The 20827-nt window shown below is 64.9% G+C and carries 25 protein-coding genes; 8 read left to right on the top strand and 17 right to left on the bottom strand.

The window, feature by feature from the left end; genetic code table 11:
* Window positions 1-57 precede the first annotated feature (57 nt).
* The 5 genes from dxs to G570_RS08020 are packed head-to-tail and all read right to left on the bottom strand — an operon-like array spanning window position 58 to window position 4010.
* Window positions 58-1983 (bottom strand): 1-deoxy-D-xylulose-5-phosphate synthase, encoded by a 1926-nt coding sequence (gene dxs / locus G570_RS08040; RefSeq protein ID WP_037501018.1) that lies wholly within the window; start codon window positions 1981-1983, stop codon window positions 58-60.
* A gap of 25 nt (window positions 1984-2008) precedes the next feature.
* On the bottom strand, window positions 2009-2539 hold the full coding sequence (locus G570_RS08035) for an AAA family ATPase (protein ID WP_037501017.1): 531 nt from the start codon (window positions 2537-2539) through the stop codon (window positions 2009-2011).
* On the bottom strand, window positions 2536-3093 hold the full coding sequence (gene pnuC, locus G570_RS08030) for a nicotinamide riboside transporter PnuC (RefSeq protein ID WP_037501015.1): 558 nt from the start codon (window positions 3091-3093) through the stop codon (window positions 2536-2538). Before pnuC ends, G570_RS08035 begins: the two co-directional genes overlap by 4 nt.
* A 36-nt stretch (window positions 3094-3129) precedes the next feature.
* Window positions 3130-3597 (bottom strand): Fur family transcriptional regulator, encoded by a 468-nt coding sequence (locus tag G570_RS08025; protein WP_037503997.1) that lies wholly within the window; start codon window positions 3595-3597, stop codon window positions 3130-3132.
* 44 nt (window positions 3598-3641) lie between these two features.
* Window positions 3642-4010, bottom strand: a complete 369-nt coding sequence (locus G570_RS08020; protein WP_037501013.1) for a MerC domain-containing protein — start codon at window positions 4008-4010, stop codon at window positions 3642-3644.
* A gap of 103 nt (window positions 4011-4113) precedes the next feature.
* Here G570_RS08020 and G570_RS08015 point away from each other — a divergent pair, with 103 nt between their 5' ends.
* Together G570_RS08015 and cutA are read left to right on the top strand one after the other, a co-directional pair.
* A complete protein-coding gene (locus tag G570_RS08015; RefSeq protein ID WP_037503996.1) occupies window positions 4114-5169 on the top strand; it encodes a COX15/CtaA family protein in 1056 nt (351 codons plus the stop codon).
* A complete protein-coding gene (gene cutA, locus G570_RS08010) occupies window positions 5166-5480 on the top strand; it encodes a divalent-cation tolerance protein CutA (RefSeq protein WP_037501010.1) in 315 nt (104 codons plus the stop codon). The genes G570_RS08015 and cutA overlap by 4 nt, the downstream gene beginning before the upstream one ends.
* A 17-nt stretch (window positions 5481-5497) precedes the next feature.
* Here the strand turns inward: cutA and G570_RS13855 are convergent, their stop codons facing one another.
* A complete protein-coding gene (locus G570_RS13855) occupies window positions 5498-5653 on the bottom strand; it encodes a hypothetical protein (RefSeq protein ID WP_169731706.1) in 156 nt (51 codons plus the stop codon).
* Here G570_RS13855 and rplM point away from each other — a divergent pair.
* From rplM to G570_RS07990, 4 genes are all read left to right on the top strand, one after another.
* Window positions 5619-6098, top strand: a complete 480-nt coding sequence (gene rplM / locus G570_RS08005; protein ID WP_037501008.1) for a 50S ribosomal protein L13 — start codon at window positions 5619-5621, stop codon at window positions 6096-6098. The two genes, G570_RS13855 and rplM, sit on opposite strands and share 35 nt — an antisense overlap.
* A gap of 1 nt (window position 6099) precedes the next feature.
* The gene (gene rpsI / locus G570_RS08000) at window positions 6100-6651 is read left to right on the top strand and encodes a 30S ribosomal protein S9 (protein ID WP_037501006.1); all 552 of its coding nucleotides are present in this window, start codon (window positions 6100-6102) and stop codon (window positions 6649-6651) included.
* A gap of 97 nt (window positions 6652-6748) precedes the next feature.
* Complete coding sequence (locus G570_RS07995) at window positions 6749-7909, top strand: tetratricopeptide repeat protein (protein WP_037501003.1); 1161 nt, start codon at window positions 6749-6751, stop codon at window positions 7907-7909.
* A 49-nt stretch (window positions 7910-7958) separates the two neighbouring features.
* Window positions 7959-8753 (top strand): methyltransferase domain-containing protein, encoded by a 795-nt coding sequence (locus tag G570_RS07990; RefSeq protein WP_037501001.1) that lies wholly within the window; start codon window positions 7959-7961, stop codon window positions 8751-8753.
* On the opposite strand, the gene G570_RS07985 is transcribed toward G570_RS07990, so the two are convergent.
* From G570_RS07985 to G570_RS07970, 4 genes are read right to left on the bottom strand one after another with little or no spacing between them, the layout of a single operon-like run.
* Window positions 8750-9016, bottom strand: a complete 267-nt coding sequence (locus G570_RS07985; protein ID WP_037500999.1) for a DUF167 domain-containing protein — start codon at window positions 9014-9016, stop codon at window positions 8750-8752. The two genes, G570_RS07990 and G570_RS07985, sit on opposite strands and share 4 nt — an antisense overlap.
* The gene (locus G570_RS07980) at window positions 9016-10548 is read right to left on the bottom strand and encodes a DHA2 family efflux MFS transporter permease subunit (protein ID WP_245600271.1); all 1533 of its coding nucleotides are present in this window, start codon (window positions 10546-10548) and stop codon (window positions 9016-9018) included. Before G570_RS07980 ends, G570_RS07985 begins: the two co-directional genes overlap by 1 nt.
* A gap of 10 nt (window positions 10549-10558) precedes the next feature.
* Window positions 10559-11605 (bottom strand): HlyD family secretion protein, encoded by a 1047-nt coding sequence (locus tag G570_RS07975; RefSeq protein WP_037500997.1) that lies wholly within the window; start codon window positions 11603-11605, stop codon window positions 10559-10561.
* Window positions 11602-12042 carry a MarR family winged helix-turn-helix transcriptional regulator gene (locus G570_RS07970; RefSeq protein ID WP_156930394.1) on the bottom strand — a complete coding sequence of 147 codons (441 nt, stop codon included), beginning with the start codon at window positions 12040-12042 and terminating at the stop codon, window positions 11602-11604. The genes G570_RS07975 and G570_RS07970 overlap by 4 nt, the downstream gene beginning before the upstream one ends.
* 98 nt (window positions 12043-12140) lie before the next feature.
* Here G570_RS07970 and G570_RS07965 point away from each other — a divergent pair, with 98 nt between their 5' ends.
* Window positions 12141-13592: an AMP nucleosidase gene (locus tag G570_RS07965; protein ID WP_037500995.1), complete on the top strand. Its 1452-nt coding sequence runs from the start codon at window positions 12141-12143 to the stop codon at window positions 13590-13592.
* Here the strand turns inward: G570_RS07965 and G570_RS07960 are convergent.
* Window positions 13589-15298 (bottom strand): bifunctional metallophosphatase/5'-nucleotidase, encoded by a 1710-nt coding sequence (locus G570_RS07960; protein ID WP_037500993.1) that lies wholly within the window; start codon window positions 15296-15298, stop codon window positions 13589-13591. The two genes, G570_RS07965 and G570_RS07960, sit on opposite strands and share 4 nt — an antisense overlap.
* A 59-nt stretch (window positions 15299-15357) precedes the next feature.
* Here G570_RS07960 and G570_RS07955 point away from each other — a divergent pair, with 59 nt between their 5' ends.
* Window positions 15358-15801, top strand: a complete 444-nt coding sequence (locus G570_RS07955) for a cytidine deaminase (protein WP_037500991.1) — start codon at window positions 15358-15360, stop codon at window positions 15799-15801.
* On the opposite strand, the gene G570_RS07950 is transcribed toward G570_RS07955, so the two are convergent.
* The 6 genes from G570_RS07950 to G570_RS07925 all read right to left on the bottom strand — a co-directional run bounded on the left by G570_RS07950 (window position 15798) and on the right by G570_RS07925 (window position 20761).
* Window positions 15798-16460 (bottom strand): hypothetical protein, encoded by a 663-nt coding sequence (locus tag G570_RS07950; protein WP_037500990.1) that lies wholly within the window; start codon window positions 16458-16460, stop codon window positions 15798-15800. The two genes, G570_RS07955 and G570_RS07950, sit on opposite strands and share 4 nt — an antisense overlap.
* 123 nt (window positions 16461-16583) lie before the next feature.
* On the bottom strand, window positions 16584-16886 hold the full coding sequence (locus G570_RS07945; protein ID WP_037500988.1) for an alkylphosphonate utilization protein: 303 nt from the start codon (window positions 16884-16886) through the stop codon (window positions 16584-16586).
* Complete coding sequence (locus G570_RS07940; RefSeq protein WP_084607610.1) at window positions 16883-17836, bottom strand: isopenicillin N synthase family dioxygenase; 954 nt, start codon at window positions 17834-17836, stop codon at window positions 16883-16885. Before G570_RS07940 ends, G570_RS07945 begins: the two co-directional genes overlap by 4 nt.
* 57 nt (window positions 17837-17893) lie before the next feature.
* The gene (locus tag G570_RS07935) at window positions 17894-19171 is read right to left on the bottom strand and encodes a NupC/NupG family nucleoside CNT transporter (protein WP_037500986.1); all 1278 of its coding nucleotides are present in this window, start codon (window positions 19169-19171) and stop codon (window positions 17894-17896) included.
* 28 nt (window positions 19172-19199) lie between these two features.
* Complete coding sequence (locus G570_RS07930; RefSeq protein ID WP_425423556.1) at window positions 19200-19778, bottom strand: LOG family protein; 579 nt, start codon at window positions 19776-19778, stop codon at window positions 19200-19202.
* Window positions 19775-20761, bottom strand: a complete 987-nt coding sequence (locus G570_RS07925) for an adenosine kinase (RefSeq protein ID WP_037500984.1) — start codon at window positions 20759-20761, stop codon at window positions 19775-19777. The genes G570_RS07930 and G570_RS07925 overlap by 4 nt, the downstream gene beginning before the upstream one ends.
* Window positions 20762-20827 lie beyond the last annotated feature (66 nt).

The raw sequence follows: 20827 nt of genomic DNA, 5'->3' as shown, positions 1-20827 counted from the left end.
ACAGGATCAGCCCGCCAATGACGAGAATGAACTCCAGCGGAATGCCGAGGACGGTAATCAGGCTATGGCCCCGCTTTCGGCCGACAGATCGTTGCGGCGGAGCGCTTTCAGCACCGTTTCGACGATGTTGGGCGCGTTAAGCCCGGCCTCGTCATATTGTTTCATCGGACTGTCGTGGTCCTGGAATACGTCGGGCAGGCGCATGGTGCGGATCTTTAGGCCGGCATCGGTGAGTCCAAGGTCGCTGGCCATCGTCAGTACATGGGCGCCGAAGCCGCCGACCGCTGCCTCCTCGATGGTCACCGCGACTTCGTGCGTCGTCAGCAACTTGCGGATCAGATCCTCGTCGAGCGGCTTGGCGAAACGCAAGTCGGCGACGGTCGTCGACAGGCCCTTGGCTTCCAGCTGCTCGGCCGCCTTTTCCGCTTCTTCGAGGCGGGTGCCGAGCGAGAGGATGGCAACCTTCTTGCCTTCGCGGACGATGCGCCCCTTGCCGATTTCCAGCTTTTGGGCCGCGGGAATTTCCAGGCCCCGGCCATTGCCGCGCGGATAGCGGACGGCGATCGGACCATCGTCGTACAGCGCCATCGTGTGGACCATGTGCGTCAGTTCGACCTCGTCCGCTGCGGCCATCACCACCATGTTCGGCAAGGTGCACAGATAGGCAAGGTCGAAGCTTCCGGCATGGGTACAGCCGTCCGCACCGACCAGCCCGGCGCGATCCATGGCGAAGCGGACGGGAAGGTTCTGGATGCAGACGTCGTGGACGACCTGGTCGTAAGCGCGCTGCAGGAAGGTCGAATAGATGGCGCAAAACGGGCGATGCCCTTGCGCCGCCATCCCGGCCGCGAAGGTCACCGCATGCTGCTCGGCAATACCGACGTCGAAGGTGCGTTCTGGGAATTCCTGCCCGAACTTGTCGAGGCCGGTGCCCGAAGGCATCGCCGCGGTGATTGCGACGACCTTTTCGTCGCGACGCGCCTCGGCAGCCAGCGCTTCGGCGAAGACCGCCGTGTAGGACGGCGGCCCGCCGCCCGGTCCCTTGTCCTGCTTGCCGCTGACGACGTCGAACTTCACCACGCCATGATATTTGTCGGCTGCACTTTCGGCCGGGGCATAGCCCTTGCCCTTGACCGTCACGGCATGGACGAGGATCGGCCCGTCCTTGGCATCGCGAACGTTTTCGAGGATTTCGACCAGTCCTACCACGTCATGGCCGTCGACCGGCCCGACGTAGTAGAAGCCCAGTTCTTCGAACAGCGTGCCGCCAGTGACCATGCCGCGCGCGAATTCCTCCGCCTTGCGGGCAGCCGATTCGACCGGCTTGGGCAGCTTGCCGAACACCCGCCGGGCGATTTCGCGGGTCTTCATGTACCGCGAAGAGCTGACCAGCCGCGCCAGATAATGCGAAAGACCGCCGACCGGCGGTGCGATCGACATGTCATTGTCGTTCAGGATGACGATCAGGCGATTGCCAGCTTCATGGGCGTTGTTCATCGCCTCATAGGCCATGCCCGCACTCATCGACCCGTCGCCGATCACCGCAATCGCGCGGCCCGGGCGGTTCGACAGCTTGTTGCTGATGGCGAAACCCAGGCCGGCGGAAATGCTGGTCGAGCTATGCGCCGCGCCGAACGGGTCATATTCGCTTTCGGCGCGCTTGGTGAAGCCGCTGAGCCCCCCGCCCTGCCGCAGCGTGCGGATGCGATCGCGACGGCCGGTGACGATCTTGTGCGGGTAGCATTGGTGCCCGACGTCCCAGATCAGCTTGTCGTCGGGCGTGTCGAACACATAGTGGATGGCGACCGTCAGCTCGACCACGCCGAGCCCTGAGCCGAGGTGCCCGCCCGACTGCGAAACGGCCGAGATCATCTCGGCGCGAAGCTCGTCGGCCAGTTGCGGCAACTGGGCCTTCTGCAGCTTGCGAATGTCGGACGGGTACTGGACCGTATCGAGAAGGGGCGTATCGGGGCGCTCTGACATGAGCGTCGCTCTACCGCCCTTTTTCTCAGGACGAAAGGCTGATTGGTTCGAGCCCGATCAGTTCGCGGATCGCGGTTTTGGCGGTATTGCGCCGCGCATCCCAGCTGCCGCGCAGGATGACCGGGCGGATCCCGACCTGGTGGAGTACGGCCTTCGCCATGGAATCGAACCGCGCCCGCTCTTCCGGATTGCCATAGACACGCAGGCCGTCGCTGACGAACGGCGTATCGGGCGAACAATGAAGATAGAGGTCCCCCTTCCGGGCGGCGAACAGCTCGGGCAGGTCGTGACCCAGCATCATCCGCGCCCAGGCCGCGGTCATCAGCGCGTCGGTATCGCTGATGACGATGCGATGTTCGGTCAGCGCGACTTCGATATTGTGCTGCTGCCAACGCCCGATCAGCAGCAGCTCGTCGGCGCTGATGTCGGTACCGTTGATCTCGCAATAGCTGCGGCCGAATTCGGGCAGGAACTGTGCGCCGAAATAGCTCGCCAGCTCTCGGCCCAGGGTCGTCTTGCCGACGCTCTCGACGCCATGGAGGACGATCAAGGTCATGCGACCAGCTTTCGCCGCCACTCGACGAACCCGGCGACGGCCATCAGCAGGAATATCAGATAAAGTCCTGAGGTGAGGAAGAGGCCCTTCCACGCGTAGAGACCGACGGCGATGACGTCGACCGCGATCCACAGCGCCCAGCTTTCGAAGCGGCGCAGCGACTGCAGCAACTGCGCAGCGACACTAAAACCGGCTACCGTCGCGTCGACGAAGGGCGCTGCCGCATCGGTCAGTCGGTGCATACCGAAGCCCCATGCCAAACTGGCCAGGACGGTAACGGCAAGCCAGTTGAAGCGCGCGGCATTGCCCATCCGTTCGACCATGATACCGTCATCGACCTTCGGCGCCCGTACCCAGTTCCACCAGCCGTAGAGCTGGATCGCGAAGAAAAATATCTGCAGCAGCGCGTCTGAATAGAGCTTCGCTTCCCAGAACACGAAGAAGTAGAGCGCCACCATCGCGAGTCCGAACGGATAGTTCCACACCGATCGGCGCACGACCAACCAGACGTTGGCGAGCCCCAGCAGCGCGGCGATCGCTTCCCAGATTGTCATGAAGTGCGCCCGCCCCCCTCGGTCGCCTTGCCGCGCTTAGCTGCAGTCGCCGCAGCGGCCGCGGACTTCGATCACCGGACGTACTTCGGCGAAGCCAGCATGCTCGGCAGCATCGCGGACCCCGGCCGACAATTTGTCGTCGTCGATATGGGTCGCCGATCCGCAGCTGTCGCAGATCAGGAAAATACAGTCGTGCAGGCATCCCGGATGCTGGTTGGCGACATAGGCGTTAGCGCTCTCGACCCGCCGCGCCAGATTGGTGCCGACGAACAGGTCGAGGATGCGATAGACGCTGTTGGCCGCGACCCGCTTGCCGCGCGATTTCGATACTGCCTCTGCGATGTCATAGGCCGATGCGGGCTTGTCGAAGCCGGCCAGTGCGTCGAACACTGCCGCGCGCATCTCGGTCCATTGTTCGCCTCGCTCGGACATGCGCCGGGCCGCCGCCGACCGAAGCGAATCGCCTTCATGAAGCTGATGTTGGTGCTGATGCTGCGCGCCCATGGTCATTAGATAGGCTGCCCCCGCCGTTGCGGCAAGCGGAAGGCCTATTCCCCGGCGATGTGGTTGAGACGATGGCCGAGGGCCAGGATGCCCACCCCCAACATGGTGAAGACCGCTTCGGTCCCGTTGTGCGGCAGCGTCAGTGCACCGGCCATAACGCCAAGGCCCAGACCCCCCACCGCGCTGGGCATGGTGTAGCCATGTTCGAAGATGCCCTTGCCCAGCGCGATCATGCCCATCGCCATGGCGAGGATCAGGCCGACTTCGTGGATCCACGGCGCCCCAAGCGCGCTCCCCGCGCTGGCCAGAACGGCAAGCAGCACGCTGGTCGCCAGGCAATGCACAAGGCAAAGCCCGGACAGGCCGATGGCCAGCCGGTCGAGGCGCTTGGTAGGAATCGCGATGGGCGACATGGCGCAGGATATAACGTCGCACCGGCAAAGTTACAATGTCTCATGCCCGCAATCGCGACGAATGTTGGCAGCGCGCGACAAAAACGCCATATCGCGCCGCAACATGGACTCGGTTCTTCCCGCACCCGCCGCCGCTTCGGCCCGATCGCCACACCCCCGCGCCATCGCCAACTGGTTGCTGACTGTCGCCGCCATGGTGTTCGTCATGCTGGTCGTCGGCGGGATCACGCGGCTGACCGAAAGCGGCCTTTCGATCACCGAATGGAAGCCCGTCAGCGGCGCCATCCCGCCCCTGACGCAGGCGGACTGGCAGCATGCGTTCGACCTGTACAAGGCCACGCCGGAATATCTCGAAATCAACGGCCCGGCCGGCATGGACCTGGCCAGCTTCAAGTTCATTTTTTTCTGGGAATGGTTCCACCGCCTGATCGGCCGACTGATCGGGCTCGCCTTCGCGCTTCCGCTGCTGTGGTTCTGGGTCCGCAGGCAAATCCCGCAGGGCTATGGCTGGCGGCTGATCGCCCTTCTCGCGCTCGGCGCGAGCCAGGGCGCGCTCGGCTGGTACATGGTCCAATCGGGACTGGTGAACCGGACCGACGTCAGCCATTTCCGCCTGTCCGCGCACCTGCTGACCGCGCTGTTCATCCTTTCGGGTTTGATCTGGACCGCGCTCGACCTGCGCCAGCTTGCCCGCACCGGTGAGAACGGTCCTGCTCGCCTGACCGGGGCCGCCCTGCTTACGGCAAGCGCGCTCGCCGTCCAGTTGCTGCTTGGCGCGTGGGTCGCGGGGCTCGATGCCGGCTATGTTTCCAACAGCTGGCCGCTGATGAACGGCCAACTCTTCCCCGAAGGGATCGACTGGTCGAAGGGCGCGCTGTTCGCCTTCACCCACGACCCCTTCCTGCTGCACTTCATCCATCGTTGGTGGGCCTGGGTAGTGGTCGCGGCCCTTGTCATCTTCGCGCGCAAGGTGAAGCGCGTGGACCGCAAGGCGTCGACCGCGATCCACAGCGCCTTCGGTACTCAGGTCATCCTGGGCATCGCCACGGTGATGTCGGGTATCTCGCTATGGCTGGCGGTGGCGCACCAGGCGGTCGGCGCACTGCTGGTCGCGGCGACGGTTTGGGGGATGCACGCCGTCGGACGGCGAACCGCGTGAGCGTCGTTACCGTCTACGCCGTGTTCGCCGACCCGGCCGAAGCGCAGGCGATCGGCCGCACCATCGTCGAGGAAGGCCTGGCGGCCTGCGTCAACATCCTGCAGCCCTGCCGCAGCATCTATCGCTGGGACGGCGCGATCGAAACGGCGACCGAGACGCCTGCCCTGTTCAAGACGACGCTGGCCAAGGCCGACGCCATCATCGCCCGTATCTCCGACCTGCACAGCTATTCCGTCGCGGCCATCGCCGTCTGGCCGATCGAGCGCCTGGCCCTAAGCTATGCCGATTGGGTCGAACAAAGCGTCGAATAACCAACGCCGGTATTATTTTACCCGTCGGGAATCACCTGCTTTTGCTTGACTTTCGGACGCTTGGTCAGCATTAGCGCCGCCGACGGCGTCTCCTGCGTGGGGCGCCTCTTAGCTTTTTTGATGAAGAGGTTCAGGCCCATGAAGGCGCTGATGAAGACGACCAAGTCGGCCAAGCCGGCGGAAGTCGAAAAGAAGTGGCATCTGATCGATGCCGAAAATCTGGTGGTCGGCCGCGTTGCCACGATCATCGCCAACATTTTGCGCGGCAAGCATAAGCCGAGCTTCACCCCGCACGTCGATTGCGGCGACCATGTCGTCGTCATCAACGCGGACAAGGTGCGCTTCACCGGCAAGAAGCTGCAGCAGAAGCTGTACTACAAGCACACCGGTTATGCCGGCGGCCTGAAGGAAGTGCGCGCCGACAAGGTCCTCGACGGCCGTTTCCCGGAACGCGTCCTTGAAAAGGCGGTTGAGCGCATGATCCCGCGCGGTCCGCTCGGTCGCGACCAGATGCGTGCCCTGCACCTCTACAACGGCACCGAGCACCCGCACGGCGGCCAGAACCCCGAACTCCTCGACGTCGCGTCGATGAACCGCAAGAACAAGGTGGGCGCATAAGATGGCCGACAAGAAGAGCCTCGCCGACCTGGGCGAAATCACCAACCAGGCCGCCACTGCCGAAGCGCCTGCCGCTGACGCGCCGGCTACCGAAGCCACCACCGAAGCTGCTGCTCCGGTCAACACCCAGCCGGAAACCCCGCTGCGCGAACAGCAGCTGGACAAATATGGCCGCGCCTATGCCACCGGTCGCCGTAAGGACGCCGTGGCCCGCGTGTGGCTGAAGCCGGGTTCGGGCAAGATCACGATCAACGGTCGCGACCAGGAAATCTACTTCGCCCGTCCGACCCTGCGTCTGGTCATCAACCAGCCGTTCGGCGTGACCGACCGCGATGGTCAGTATGACGTGATCGCCACCGTCAAGGGCGGCGGCTTGTCGGGCCAGGCCGGTGCGGTCAAGCACGGCATCGCCCAGGCGCTGTCGCGTTACGAACCGGCGCTGCGCACCGCGGTGAAGCGTGAAGGCTTCCTGACCCGCGACAGCCGCGTCGTCGAACGTAAGAAGTACGGCAAGGCCAAGGCCCGCCGCAGCTTCCAGTTCTCGAAGCGCTAACACTTTTCCGATTTCGGAACGACGAAGGGCGGTCCCGCTGGGGCCGCCCTTTCTGTTTGCACCCGCTTGCCTTACCCTCGGCGCAAAGGGAGGGACGATGGGACTGCCAAAGGGCTGGGATGCGACGGCGCATGCCGAATGGGAAGCGAAGCGGCCCGGTCCGGCCATCGCCATCGCCCTCGCCCGCCTCAACAGCGACCCTGCCCCGACTGCCGATATGGCGCTGCAGGCCTGCTACTATCTGTTCCTGCAAAACGCCTTCGCTCCGGCCCGCGACATATTGGAACGGGCAGTTGCTGCACATCCGGGTCATCTTCCGTTGCGCCTCAATGCCGGCGTGCTGTGCACGCGAACCGGCGATCATGTGGCGACGCGCCATCACCTCGAACATTATATTGCGCTTGGCGGCACCGATGTCGGCGCCTTCGACGGGCTTGCCGGCGCTTGCCACAAGCTCGGCGACGACGACCGCGCCGCCGACTGGGGCCGCAAGGCGATCGCCGCCAAGACCGAGATGGCAAGCCGCCTCGGCCCGCTCCTCACCCTTGGCCAGCCGCGACCCGACGGCGCGTCGATCATCGCCTTCAGCCTGTGGGGCAGCAACCCGCGTTACCTGCGTGGCGCGGTTCACAACGCGCTTCGCGCTCCTCAGGTCTATCCCGACTTCCGCTGCCGTTTCTATCTGGACGCTTCGGTGCCGGACGACCTCGTCGCGACGCTCCAGCGCTTGGGCGCGGAAACGATCGTGGAGCAAGGCGAGCCAAGCAACATCCACCGCCTGACCCGGCGTTTCCTCGTTGCCGACGACCCCTCGGTACGCCGCTACCTCGTCCGCGACTGCGACAGCCTGGTCAACGCGCGCGAGGCCGCATCGGTCGGCCTATGGATCGACAGCGGCAGGCCGTTTCACGTGATGCGCGACTGGTGGACGCACAGCGACCCGATCCTCGCCGGGATGTGGGCCGGAATGGGCGGCGTTCTGCCGCCGCTGGCCCCGCTGATCGCGACCTACAAGCCCAAGGTGCTGGAGACGCCGAACTGGGACCAGTGGTTCCTGCGCGATCGGATCTGGCCGTCGATCCGCGCGAATGCGCTGGTCCATGACCGCTGTTTCCACGGCGAGGACAGCGAACCCTTTCCGGGCCTGCCGCCGCGCGGGAACCTGCATGTCGGGCAGGACGAATATGCCGTCCGGCGCGAAGAGCAGGCGGAAGAATTGGCCCCGTTCAAAGCATCGACCCCTTCGCTGCAGCTTTAAGCGCATGAAACGGGGCGACTTGGCGCGGCTGCAGGCGTAAGGCGATGGCATGAGCGACGGCGACTATCTTCTCGGCACGCAGGACATCGAGGTCGAACGCCTCGGCCTGCAGCACCGCGTCTGGCGGTCGGAAATGATGAGCGGGCTGGACGCGGCGGGTTTCACCAGCGGCCAGACCTTCCTCGACATCGGCGCAGGGCCCGGCCATGCGACGGCGGACCTGGCCGACATCGCAGGGACCGACGGCCAGGTTATCGCACTCGAACGTGCGCCGCATTTCCTAGAAACGCTGCGCGCTCGCCGCCTGCCGAACGCAGACGTGCGCGAAATCGACTTGGTCGAAGAGGACATCGGTGACGGCATCGCCGACGCGGCATGGACCCGCTGGGTTCTCGCCTTCCTGGCCGACCCGTCGCCGGTCGTCGCCAAGATCGCCCGGGCGCTCAAGCCCGGCGGCCGCGCCGTTTTCCACGAATATCTCGATTATGAAGCGTGGCGACTGATTCCCCAGCCACCCGCCCAGCGGCGATACCGCGACCTGGTGGTCAAAAGCTGGCGCGACACCGGCGGCGATCCGGATGCCGCGTTGCAACTGCCCGCGTGGCTGGCCGATGCAGGGATGGAAGTGGTGTCGATGCGGCCGATGGTGCGCATCATTGAACCCGCCGACCCGATGTGGGAATGGCCGCGCAGCTTCATGGCGACCAACGCCTATCGCCTGCGCGACCTGGGGTATTGCAGCGATGAAGAGGCGGCGGAGTTCTCGACGCTGCTCGACGATCCTGCGCCTGGAACGCGCATGCTGACCCCGGTCGTGGCCGAAGTCATCGCCGTCAAATGCTAAAGCCGGTCGCGCAGCTCGATTTCGCTTAGCGGCGTGTCGATCCGCTTCAGCCGTGCGCTCTCGCCGCTGGCGATGCTGAGACGCGACCGCGGCAGGCCGAGCGCCTTGGCCAGCAGCCGGATCACTTCCTCATTTGCAGCGCCGTCGGTAGGGGCCGCCGCCACCCGAAGTTCAAGATAATCGCGTCCCGAGGGATCGCTTTTCCACTCCCCGACGCCCGGCTTGGCCGAGCGCGGCGTAACCCGGACGGATAGCAGCGCCATCAGTCTGCCATCGCCATCTTGGGCTCTCCCGGCGCCGCGGGCTTGGCCGGGCGCAGCAGCAGGACAAGCGGGATCGAGGCGAAGGTGATCCACTGCATGATCCAGAAATCGTCGAGGTAGGCGATGAAGGCGGCCTGCCGGGTGATTTCGGCATCAGCAAGAGCCAGCGCAGACGAGGCCGGAAGGCCGAGCTGCGCGACGACACCCTGCGTGATCGTCGGCAAGACCTGGTCGGTGACGTGGCTGACCATGTCGGCGTGCGCGACCTGCAGGTTGCGGGCAAGCAGGGTTGTGACGATGCTGATCCCGATCGACCCGCCGATGTTGCGCGACAGGTTCAGCAGGCTCGCCGCATGCGTGCGCATTTCCGGCTTCAACGTGGCGAAGGCCAGCGCCTGCATGGTGACGAAGACCAGTCCTAGGCCAAGTCCCTGGACCACGCCTGACCAGATGATCGGCCCCTTGCCCATGTCGATCGCGAAGCCGGTCATCATGTGCAGCGACCAGCCCATCAGACCCATGCCGAGCGCGACGAGGATGCGCAGGTCGACCTTGCCGACCAGCCTACCCGCAAGGAGCATGGAAATCAGCGTGCCCACCCCGCGCGGGGCGGTCAGGATGCCCGACTGCAGCACCGAATAGCCGTAGAGCCGCTGTAGCAGCGGCGGCAGCAGCGCCAGGCCGGCGAGCAGCAGCACCCCGGTCACCGCCATGAACAACAGGCCAAGCGAGAAATTGCGGTCCATGAACATCTCGCGCGAGAAGATCGGCTGGCGACCGGTCATGGTGTGGATAACGAACATCCACATCGCGCCGATGAACAGCGCGAATTCCAGCCAGACTTCCCAGCTCTGCAGCCAGTCCAGCTGCTGCCCACGATCCAGCGCCATCTGCAGCCCGCCGAGAGCGAGGCCCAGCAGGGCGAAGCCGAACACGTCGAACTTATGCTCGTTCTTCGGCGTCTTGGGCATGTAGCGCAGCAGCATCAGCGCGGCGAGCGTGCCGACCGGGATGTTGACCAGGAACACCCAGCGCCAGTCGTAGCTTTCGGTCAGCCAGCCGCCGAGCACCGGCCCCAGGATCGGCCCGATCATGATCCCGCCGCCGAACAGGGCCATCGCCTGCGCATGCTTTTCGGGCGGGTTGATGTCGAACATCGTCGCCTGCGCCAATGGCACGAGGAAGGCGCCGGTAATCCCCTGGATCAGGCGGAACATGACCATCTCGGGAAGCGACGTGGCGATCGCGCACAGGAAACTGGCGATCGTGAAACCGATGACGGCAATCACCAGCAGGCGCTTGCGCCCGACCTTGTCGGCCAGCCAGCCGCTGATCGGGATGGTGATGGCGGCTGCGACGATATAGCTGGTCAGCACCCAGTTGATGCTTTCCTGCGTCGCGCCGAGGCTGGCCTGCATGTGCGGCAGCGCGACATTGGCGATGGTCGTGTCGAGCACCTGGATCAGCACCGCCAGCATGATGGCGATGGTGACCAGCGTGCGCCGGCCCGGATCCATGGCTTTGGTTTCCACCTGCCCTGCCTTAGCGGTTGAGTTCGACCTCGACGGTCGAGCTAAGGCCGGCGATCATTTCACGCGGCGGCTTCTCATCGAAGGCGATGCGGACCGGCACGCGCTGCGTGACCTTGACCCAGTTGCCGTTGGCGTTCTGCGCAGGAAGCACCGAGAACTCGCTGCCCGTCCCCGACCCGATCGAGGCGACATGCGCCTTCAGCTTCAAATTCGGATAGGCATCGAACTTGACGACCGCCGGCAGGCCCGGCGCCATCCTGGCGAGGTCGCCTTCCTTGAAATTGGCTTCGACCCATGCCTGCGTATCCGCGACGATCGACAGCATCGCGACACCGGTAATTGCCGACTGCCCGACGAGCAGGCGGTCGGACTTGGCGACCGTGCCGCTGATCGGCGAGCGGATTTCGGTATGCTGCAGGTCGAGCCGGGCCTTTTCCACGGCCGCAAGCGCCGCCGCGATCTGCGGCTGGTTGCCGCCCGGCGCGATTGCCGCATTGGCATTGTTCGACCGCGCCCGCGCATCGGACAGCTGGGCACGGGCCTTGGCCACTTCATTGACCGCATCGTCATGGTTGGCGCGAGTGGTGAAGCCCTGCTTCAGCAGCGCGTTCTGTCGGTCGAGCGCACGCTGGGCGATGGCAAGGTTCGCCTCCGCGCTGACGATGTCGCCGCCCGTTCCCGCGGCCTGCACCTGAAGCTGCGAAGTCTGCAGGCGGGCAGCGGCCAACTGCGCCTCTGCCGCGTGCAGCGCTGCCAAGAACGGCGCGGGGTCTACGCGGTACAGCAGGTCGCCCTTGTTCACATGCTGGTTTTCGCGAACGTAGACGGCCGCAACGGGGCCGTTCACCTGGGTCGAAATGGCCGTGATGTCCTGCTTCACATAGGCATTGTCGGTTTCGACCGACTTGCCGCCGTTCAGCCACATGAACAGGCCGACCGCCACGATCAGGATCGGCACAATCAACAACAGGACGATGCGACGCCGACTGCGCCGGGGCACCACCACTTCGTTCGCATCGCTGGCGTTGATGGTGTCGACCTTGGTCATTTCGTTCATGCCGATTCCCTTTGGGCCGTTTCGGCCTTCGTCACATTGTCGCGAACCCGGGCCAGCCGCGTCCGTAGCGCTTCGATGTCGCCGTCGTCGAAACCGGCGAACGCCTCACTCGCCATCTCCTCGGCCAGCGCTCGCAGGCGCGCGAGGATCGGCTGGGCCTTGTCGGTCAGCTCAAGCCGCCACGCGCGGCGATCCTCGGGATCGCGCTGCCGCTCGACGAGGCCAGCCTCTTCCAGCCGGTCGACGATCCGGCAGGCCGTGATGGGCTCAACGTCCAGGCATTCGGCAAGTTCAACCTGTTTCATCCCCGGCTTGCGGCCGAGCCACGCGAGGACCCGCCATTGGGCACTGGTCACGCCCAGCGCCGACGCGCGCCGGTCGTAAAAGCGGCGCATCATCCGACTGGTCTCGGCCATTTCCCAGGCAAGCTCTTTCATGGCCGTCCATATAATAAGCTTGCTTACTATATTCAAGCCGCGCGCTTGCGTGGTCCCTGTCTTGCCTTTGCCACAATGGTGGTGCAGTCGGCCCCGGCATGACAGAAAAGAACGATATCGAAACGATCCTGGACCAACTCGAAGCCCGCTACACACAGTCCGTTACCAGGTTGCGCGAAGCGCTCACTGCCTACGCCGAGCGGGGCGTACGGCCCGACCCCAAGGCCCGCGACGATGGGGCCTTCGCCTATCCCGAACTCAGGATCGAATATGATCCGGAAACGCCGCCGCCGACCCCGGCCCGCGCCTTCGCCCGGCTGAACCAGCCCGGCATCTACACCACATCGATCGCCCGCCCCGCCCTATTCCGCGAATATCTGCGCGAACAGCTTGGCCACCTCGTCGGCGACTATCAGGTGAAGGTCAGCGTCGGCTCATCGGCCAGCGAAATCCCTTACCCGTTCGTCCTTGACGGCGGCGACCTCGACCTCAAGGGCATCACCACCGCCGAACTGTCGCGCTGGTTCCCCTCGACCGACCTCGTCGAAATCGGCGACGAGATAGCCGACGGTGCGTGGGACCTGGCGCTCGACCCGACCCGCCCGCTGGCGCTGTTCGATGCGCCGCGCACCGACTTCAGCCTCGCGCGGCTCAAGCATTACACCGGCACGCCGACCGACCATTTCCAGCATTATGTGCTGTTCACCAACTATGTCCGCTACGTGGACGAATTCGTGCGCACCGCCATTGCGGCATTGCGTGAGCCCGACAGTCGTTTCACCGGCCTGTCGGTCCCGGGCGGTGTTTACGAACATGGCGACCTGACCGACGCTGAGGAACAGATCGCGGCGGGCGTATGGCGGCGGCACCAGATGCCGGCCTACCATCTGATGACGCCCGAAGGCGACGGCATCACGCTGGTCAACATCGGCGTCGGCCCGTCGAACGCCAAGACCATCTGCGACCATATCGCGGTCCTCCGCCCGCATGCCTGGCTGATGATCGGTCATTGCGGCGGCCTTCGTCCCAGCCAGACCATCGGCGACTATGTCCTCGCCCACGCTTACCTGCGCGACGACCATGTCATGGACGACATCCTGCCGGTCGAAATCCCGATCCCGGCCATCGCCGAAGTGCAGAACGCGATGTACCAGGCGACGCTCTCCGTCACCGGCGAGGATGAGGACCAGCTCAAGAAGCGCTTCCGCACCGGCACCGTGGTCACCACCGACGACCGCAACTGGGAGCTGCGCTACACGCTGTCGGCGCTGCGCTTCAACCAGAGCCGCGCGGTCGCGATCGACATGGAATCGGCCACCGTCGCCGCGCAGGGCTACCGCTTCCGCGTGCCCTACGGGACGCTGCTATGCGTCAGCGACAAGCCGCTGCACGGCGAACTGAAGCTGCCCGGGCAGGCCAATGCCTTTTACGAACGTGCGATCAGTCAGCACCTCAAGATCGGCATCGAGACGCTCAACCTGCTCAGGCAGGAAGGCGACGGCCTCCACAGCCGCAAGCTCAGGAGCTTCGACGAACCGCCGCTGCGTTAAAATGCCCGCGTGATGCGGTCCGCCTTGGGCGGGGTGCGTCCGCCCGCGATCCACGCGATAAGCGCGTCGATGTCGATGATCCCGGCGTCAGTGATATCGCGTCCCTTGGTGAACGCCTTGATGCTGTCGCCGCCGCTAGCGAGGTAGTTGTTCACCACGACGCGATAGCTCGCCTTGGGGTCGATCGGCTTCCCGTTCAGCGTCATTCCGACGATGCGCGACCCTTGCGGGCGCGACAGGTCGAAGGTGTAGCCGAACCCCATCGAGGGCGCGAGGACCGAGGGATCGTTGAAGCCTTCCCGCACCGGAATCGCGAACTGCTGCTCGACCGCTTCTTTTAAATCCGCACCGGTCAGGGTCATCACGACGAGGTTGTTCCCGAACGGCATCATCTTGAAGGCGTCCTTGTACAGCACTTCGCCGCCCGGCAGGTCGACGCGGACGCCGGTGGCGTTGACCAGCGCGATCTGCGCGCCGCCCTTGGCCTTGTCCCTCGTCGCCGCCAGCATCGAGTCCGCGATGAGGTCGGCCGCCGGGCTTTCGCCGTCATATTCGCTGCGCTTTGCGACCGTCGTCAGCCTGCCGACCAAGCGATTGGCGAGCGGGGCGGCCGCGGCGACATATTTATCGACATAGGCTTTGACGGCCGCATCTTCGCCGTTCTGTCCGTCGCCGACGATGTCGTTGACCGCGCTCTGGTCGACCAGCGCCTTGGTCTTGGGATCGAAGCCGAGCCGGATCTCGGTCACCATGTAGCCGAACTTGCCCGCACTGGTGAGCAGTTGTCCGGGCTTGGTGTCGACCGCGCCGTTCTGGCAGACATAGGCCCAATGGGTGTGGCCGCTGACGACGGTGGTGATCGCCGGGTCGAGCTGTTCGACGATCGGCTTGATCTCGCCATAAAATCCGTCGCAGCCGTTGCCGCGGTTGAAGGTCGGCAGCTTCCCGCCCTGGTGGATCAGCAGCACGATAGCATTCGCCCCTTCGGCCTTCAGCTTGGGCACCAGCGCGTTGGCGGTCGCCGCTTCGTCGGCGAAGGTCAGTCCTGCGACTCCACCCGGGGTGACGAGGTTCTTGGTGTCCTTCAGCGTCATGCCGATGAAGCCGATCCTGATCGTCCCTACCGGCGTATCGAACTGCTTGATCCCGCTCGACGGGAAGACGGTCGTGCCGTCGGGCTGGATGACGTTCGCGGCGAGGTAGCGGAACTTGCTGCCCTGGAACGGCTCGACGGCGCAGGGCATGCGGCGCGTATGCTGAATGCAGCCCCCCTGCTGCATCCGCTTAAGCTCAAGCACGCCCTTGTCGAATTCATGATTGCCGACCGCGTTGAACTCCAGCTTCAGCCGGTTCATCGTCTCGATCGTCGGCTCGTCGAGGAACAGCGCAGACGTCAGCGGCGTCGCGCCGATCGTGTCGCCCGCCGACACGGTAACCGTGTAGGGATTGGTCGCGCGAAGCTTTTCGAGCATCGCCGCCAGGTGCGCAGCGCCGCCGGTCGTCACCTTCACCTTGCTGCCATCCGCTTCGGTGAATTCGACCGGCGGCGGCGTTTCGAGGTTCCCGTGGAAATCGTTGAACGCCAGGATCTGGATTGGGAAGGGCGGCAGCGGCGGCGGGACAGTCGGCGGCACGTCGGCATGACGCGGCGCCGTCGCGCAAGCGGTCAGCGTCAGGGTCGCGATCAACAGGGCAAGGCGGCGCATCGTCACTCCGGTATCAACGTTATTGCGGGCAGGCTGTGCCAGCGCTTAGAGACATTTGCATGAACGAGGAACAACTGATCGAACGCGCCCGCGGAGCCGCGCTCAAGGCCTATGCCCCCTACTCCCGCTTCTCGGTCGGATGCGCGATCGAAAGCGTCGATGGCGAGATCGTCACCGGCGCCAACATGGAAAACGCCTGCTATCGGCTCGGCCTGTGCGCCGAGCAGAGCGCGCTCACCACCGCCCAGCACGCCTTCGGCCTCGACAAGGTCCGCCGCATCGCGGTGGCGGGCGGCGACGGGTCGGGCAGCGAGCTGAAGGGCGAAGCGCCGGTCACCCCCTGCGGCGGATGCCGCCAGGCGATCCTTGAGGCCGCGCACCTTAGCGGCACCGACATCGAAATCCTCGCCGCGTCGGGCGACGGACTGAAGGTCGAAAGGCTGCGCATTCATAACCTGATCCCGCACGGGTTCGGTCCTGCAAATTTGAAAGACAGCGCCTAACTGCTTCGAGCCTGCTTGGCCGGATCCGCTTGCCCGGTCTTTAACACCGGATTGCAATCGTCGAGCGAATCCAGAAATTCCTTGGTCAGATTGTCCGGTTGGATGGGCTTGATCCCAAGCTGGTCGGCGATCGCCTTTGAGACCGGCATGTTGCCGCTCCATGTCACTTCGGTAGAATATGCTTTGACGGCTTCACGCAGCATGGTCCGTCGATCGTCGGTCGTAATGGGACCGCTGATGGAATAGCCCCGCAGCGCTTCCCAGGCTGCGTGCTCTTCGTTCAACCGATCGAGATTCCCCCGAAGCTCGTCATAGAATTCAGCATATTTCTGGCGTGCACCGGCGGGTAGAGAATTGAACACCTCGCCATCGCGCGAGTCCCACGCGCTGCGGTAGGGATAGAGGATGGCCGGCGAATGAAGGTTCATTCCTGGCGAAGGGTGCCCGTCCTTCGCAGCCTTTATCCAGTCGAGCAGGTCCTCGAGCCGCTTGGCGTTGCAGGCACTTTGGCGGCTGCGGACGTTATAGGCGAACAGGTTGAGGCCGATCTCATGATCGAGCGTGCGGCGAAATTCGCGCGCCTCGGCCTTCAAACTCAACGTGGAAGCGAGCTGCTCCGCGCCAAGCGCGAGCAGGACGCCGAGCACGATGACGCCCACCTCTCCCGCGAATACGCGCCAACCCTTCAATGGTCGTGGTAGCCGAAACCGCATGCCGCCAACCCCCAGCGTTGCGGCAGCGTAACATCGGCGGTGGACTTCGCAAATGGGCACTGGACCGCCCTACCGTTTGCGCACGAACTCCGCGCGTAGCACCAGCCCCTTTATGCCGGGATATTTGCAGTCGATTTCCTGCGCGTCGCTGGTCAGGCGGATCGAGGGGATGAGGGTGCCGCGCTTCAGCGTCTGGCCCGCGCCCTTGACGTCGAGGTCCTTAATCAGCGTCACCGCATCGCCATCGGCGAGCAGATTGCCAACCGCATCACGCACCTCGACGGTGTCGGCCGCCGATTGCTTGGCGGCGAGTTCGGAGGCAGGCATCCACTCGCCCGACTCCTCGTCGTAGACATATTCATCGTCGGTCATTTGAGTTTGATCTCGCGCAGACGTTCCTGGAGATATTCGTTCGCGGTGATCGGCGGCTGCTTGGGCTCTTCGCCCTCCGGCACGCAGCCCGGCAGTGCCTTGATCTCGAAGTCGCTGCGGAAGTGCAGAAAGAAGGGCATCGAGTAGCGCGAATTGCTCGCCCGTTCCGGCGCCGGGTTGACCACGCGGTGCTGCGTCGAGGGCAAATAGCCGTTGGTCAACCGGTCGAGCATGTCGCCGATGTTGATGGCGAGTTCGCCCTCCTTCGGCTTGACGTCGAGCCACTTGCCTTCCTTGGTCAGCAGCTGGAGACCCGCCTCTTCCGCGCCCAGCAGCAGCGTGATGGCGTTGATATCGCCATGCGCGCCGGCGCGGATATGCTCGCCGGGCTGCGCCGGGATCGGCGGATAGTGCAGCATGCGCATCACGCTATTGCCGTCGCGGATCGCGTCGACGAAATAATCCTCATCGATCTTGAGGAAGCGCGCGACTGCGCGGAGCAGCTTGGCCCCCGCCTTGTCGAACTCGGCATAAAGCTGCTGGAAGGTTTCCTTGAAGCCCGGCACTTCATCCGGCCAGACATTGTCGCCCATATGATCGCGGAACTTGTGCCCTTTCGGCAGGTCGCGGCCGACGTGGTAGAATTCCTTGAGATCGTAGGCGTTTGCGCCCTTGGCAGTTTCGATCCCGAACGGCGTGTAGCCGCGCGCGCCGCCGCCGCCTTCGACATGATATTTGCGCTTCACCGCGTCGGGCAGCGCGAAATATTGCTTGGCCAGTTCGTTGGCGCGATCGATCAGCTGCTGCGGGATGCCATGGTCGCGGACGATCGCGAAGCCATAGTTGACGAAGCTGTTGCCAAGGTCCTGGGCAAGCCGGTCCGGATTGGTCTCGGCATCGGCGAGCGAAACGGTCGCGACGCTTTCGCTGGTGATGGTGTCGATAGTCATGGGCGCGCACTTACTCCTGCCGCTGTCGCGGCGCAATTGACGGCAAACAAACGAAATTTACGGCAGCATGATCCCGGCGAGCGCCGCCGACATCAGGTTGGCAAGGCTGCCCGCGAGCAGCGCCTTGAGGCCCAGCCGTGCGACATTGGCCTTCTGGTTCGGCGCTAAATTGCCGACCACCGCCATCTGGATCGCGATCGAACTGAAGTTGGCGAAACCGCACAGCGCGAAGGTCACGATGGCCCGGCTGCGATCGCTCAGCGCCGCCGCGGCGCCCTCAGCATTGCCGAGGTCGATGAAGGCGACGAATTCGTTGAGCGCGATCTTGGTGCCGAACAGCCCGCCGGCGACGCCCGCTTCGTTCCACGGCACGCCGATCAGGTACATCACCGGGGCGAACAGCGCGCCGAGGCCGGCCTGCAGGCTCCAACCGTCCTGGCCGAACAGGTGGCCGATGCCGCCGATCATGCCGTTGAGCAGCGCCACCAGCGCGACGAAGGCCAGCACCATCGCACCGACCGCGACCGCCAGCTTGACGCCGGTCTGCGCGCCCTGACCCGCGGCCATGATGATGTTCGCCGGCTGCTCGCCTTCTTCGAAGCCCTGCACGTCGATGTCCTCTTCCGGCGCCACCGCGACCGCGCCTTCGAGCGGCAGCTCGCCGGCCGACGGCGGTTCGTCGGGCATGATCAGCTTGGCCATCAGGATGCCGCCCGGGGCCGACATGAAGGCGGCGGCTAGCAGGAAGGGCAGATATTGCTCGCCCAGCAGGCTGGCATAAGCCGCCAAAATCGTGCCCGCGACGCCCGCCATGCCGACGCACATCAGTGTGAACAGTTGGCTCTTGGGCAGCGCGGCGAGGTAGGGCCGCACCACCAGCGGGCTTTCCGACTGGCCGACGAAGATGTTGGCTGCCGCGCCCAGGCTTTCGACCTTGCTGACGCCGGTGACGAAGCCGATCGCCCCGCCGACCCACTTCACCACGCGCTGCATGATGCCGAGGTAGTAAAGGATGGCGACCAGCGAGGCGAAGAAGATGATCACCGGCAGCGCGGCGATGGCGAAGGTGTTGGCGAGCGGGTTCTTGTCGCTCGGCCCGAACAGGAATTCGGTGCCCTTGCCGGCGTAGCCGAGCAGCGCGGCAACCCCGTCGGACATGGCCTGGATGACTTCGCGGCCGCCGGTCGTGCGCAGAACGAGGAAGGCGATCACTGCCTGCAGCGCGAACGCCGCGCCGACGACGCGAAACCTGATCGCGCGACGGTTCGACGAAAAGGCGATGGCGATAAGGATGATCGCCGCAACACCGGCGAACCCCAGCAGGCTCTGGTTCATAAGGACGCCGCCCCTCCCCGGGCGAGAATTACCAAGTCATGCCCTGTGTGGCAGTTTTCACGGCCGAGTCCAGCAGGTCGAGCGCCTCCGCGGGGGTGGCGGCTTTCAGCAGCTGCGCGCGGCGCGCTTCGCTCAGGAACCCGCTCGCCGACACATGGTCCATGAAGTCGGTCAGCCCGTCCCAGAAATTGTCGACGTTGAGCAGGCAGAAGGGCTTGGCGTGGTAGCCGAGCGCGTTCCACGTCCAGGCTTCGAACAGTTCGTCGAGCGTGCCGATCCCGCCCGGCAGGCAGACGAAGCCGTCGCTCAGCTCGGTGAACGCGGCCTTGCGCTCGTGCATCGTGTTGACGGTGTGCAGCTCGGTGAGGCCGCGGTGGGCGACTTCCTTGTCGACCAGCGCCTGCGGGATGACGCCATAGACCTTGCCGCCCGCGCTCAGCATTTCATCGGCGATGATGCCCATCAGGCCGAGCTTGCCGCCGCCGTAAACCAGGTCGATCCCGCGCGCCGCCATTTCGCGAATGAGGTCGCGGGCGGCATCGGTGTACGCTGCGTTGGCGCCGGCATTGGCGCCGCAATAGACGGCAAGGCGCTTGATCTCGCTCACAGCCCGATCTTCGCTTTGAGGTCGGTGATCGGGCGCGCGCCATAGTGCTGGATCACTTCGCCAGCCGCGATCGCGCCGGTCCACAGGCAGCGCTCGAGGCTCGCGCCCTTGCAATGCGCGGTGAGGAAGCCGGCGGCGAACAGGTCGCCCGCGCCGGTCGTGTCGACCACCTGCGAAACCGGGGCTGCCGGAATTCGGATCATTTCGCCGTCGCGAATCGCGGACGCGCCGTCGGGTCCATGCGTCACGACCAGCGTCGGCACCTTGGCGCGCAGTTCGGCCAGCGCCGCGTCCACATCGGTGCGGCCGGTCAGCTGCAGCACTTCGTCCTCGTTGGCGAACAGAAGGTCGACCCCGCCACCGTCGATCATCGCGGCAAAACCTTCCTTGCGGCCGGCGATGCACACGCTTTCGCTCAGCGTGAAGGCGACGTTACGGCCGGCGTCGTGGGCGATCTCGACCGCCTTCATCATCGCCGCGCGGGGCTTTTCCGGACCCCACAGATAGCCTTCGAGATAGAGGATCGAGGCCGAACGGATCAGCTCATGGTCGAGCCCGTCGACGCTCAATTCGTGGCTCGCGCCCGGCGCGGTGTTCATCGTGCGCTGCGCGTCCGGCGTCACCAGGATCAGGCAGCGACCTGTCGGCGGCCCGCCGATCAGCGTCGGCGTTTCGAAATGGACGCCAAGCGCGTGCATGTCATGTTCGAAGATCATGCCCAGCTGGTCTTCGGCGACCTGCCCGATAAACGCGCTCTTGCCCCCCATCGCGGCGACGCCGGCCATCGAATTGGCGGCGCTGCCGCCCGACATCTCGCGCGCCTGGCCCATCGCCGAATAGAGCGAATCGGCCTGGGCCGGCGTCAGCAACTGCATCGAGCCTTTGGGAAGGTCATGGTCGATCAGGAACTGGTCGTCGCACGACGCGATGACGTCGACGATGGCATCGCCCATGGCAACGATATCGATGGTGGCTTCGGCCATGCGGGCGGTCGCTAGAGTCCTGAACGGGTTGGGAAAGGCGGAGCGCCGCCTAGCTTTAGCGGGCCA

The organism is Sphingomonas jaspsi DSM 18422 (assembly GCF_000585415.1).
Classification (GTDB): Bacteria; Pseudomonadota; Alphaproteobacteria; order Sphingomonadales; family Sphingomonadaceae; genus Sphingomicrobium; species Sphingomicrobium jaspsi.
The sequence above is the reverse complement of the archived record's forward strand: the minus strand, read 5'-3'. Positions and strand labels throughout refer to the sequence as shown.

Bases quoted from the DNA above. Each gene is read 5' to 3' on its own strand.
- dxs (WP_037501018.1), bottom strand. From the start codon at position 1,983: ATGTCAGAGCGCCCCGATACGCCCCTTCTCGATACGGTCCAGTACCCG.
- G570_RS08035 (WP_037501017.1), bottom strand. From the start codon at position 2,539: ATGACCTTGATCGTCCTCCATGGCGTCGAGAGCGTCGGCAAGACGACC.
- pnuC (WP_037501015.1), bottom strand. From the start codon at position 3,093: ATGACAATCTGGGAAGCGATCGCCGCGCTGCTGGGGCTCGCCAACGTC.
- G570_RS08025 (WP_037503997.1), bottom strand. From the start codon at position 3,597: ATGGGCGCGCAGCATCAGCACCAACATCAGCTTCATGAAGGCGATTCG.
- G570_RS08020 (WP_037501013.1), bottom strand. From the start codon at position 4,010: ATGTCGCCCATCGCGATTCCTACCAAGCGCCTCGACCGGCTGGCCATC.
- G570_RS08015 (WP_037503996.1), top strand. From the start codon at position 4,114: ATGGACTCGGTTCTTCCCGCACCCGCCGCCGCTTCGGCCCGATCGCCA.
- rplM (WP_037501008.1), top strand. From the start codon at position 5,619: ATGAAGGCGCTGATGAAGACGACCAAGTCGGCCAAGCCGGCGGAAGTC.
- rpsI (WP_037501006.1), top strand. From the start codon at position 6,100: ATGGCCGACAAGAAGAGCCTCGCCGACCTGGGCGAAATCACCAACCAG.
- G570_RS07995 (WP_037501003.1), top strand. From the start codon at position 6,749: ATGGGACTGCCAAAGGGCTGGGATGCGACGGCGCATGCCGAATGGGAA.
- G570_RS07990 (WP_037501001.1), top strand. From the start codon at position 7,959: ATGAGCGACGGCGACTATCTTCTCGGCACGCAGGACATCGAGGTCGAA.
- G570_RS07985 (WP_037500999.1), bottom strand. From the start codon at position 9,016: ATGGCGCTGCTATCCGTCCGGGTTACGCCGCGCTCGGCCAAGCCGGGC.
- G570_RS07975 (WP_037500997.1), bottom strand. From the start codon at position 11,605: ATGAACGAAATGACCAAGGTCGACACCATCAACGCCAGCGATGCGAAC.
- G570_RS07970 (WP_156930394.1), bottom strand. From the start codon at position 12,042: ATGAAAGAGCTTGCCTGGGAAATGGCCGAGACCAGTCGGATGATGCGC.
- G570_RS07965 (WP_037500995.1), top strand. From the start codon at position 12,141: ATGACAGAAAAGAACGATATCGAAACGATCCTGGACCAACTCGAAGCC.
- G570_RS07960 (WP_037500993.1), bottom strand. From the start codon at position 15,298: ATGCGCCGCCTTGCCCTGTTGATCGCGACCCTGACGCTGACCGCTTGC.
- G570_RS07955 (WP_037500991.1), top strand. From the start codon at position 15,358: ATGAACGAGGAACAACTGATCGAACGCGCCCGCGGAGCCGCGCTCAAG.
- G570_RS07945 (WP_037500988.1), bottom strand. From the start codon at position 16,886: ATGACCGACGATGAATATGTCTACGACGAGGAGTCGGGCGAGTGGATG.
- G570_RS07940 (WP_084607610.1), bottom strand. From the start codon at position 17,836: ATGACTATCGACACCATCACCAGCGAAAGCGTCGCGACCGTTTCGCTC.
- G570_RS07935 (WP_037500986.1), bottom strand. From the start codon at position 19,171: ATGAACCAGAGCCTGCTGGGGTTCGCCGGTGTTGCGGCGATCATCCTT.
- G570_RS07925 (WP_037500984.1), bottom strand. From the start codon at position 20,761: ATGGCCGAAGCCACCATCGATATCGTTGCCATGGGCGATGCCATCGTC.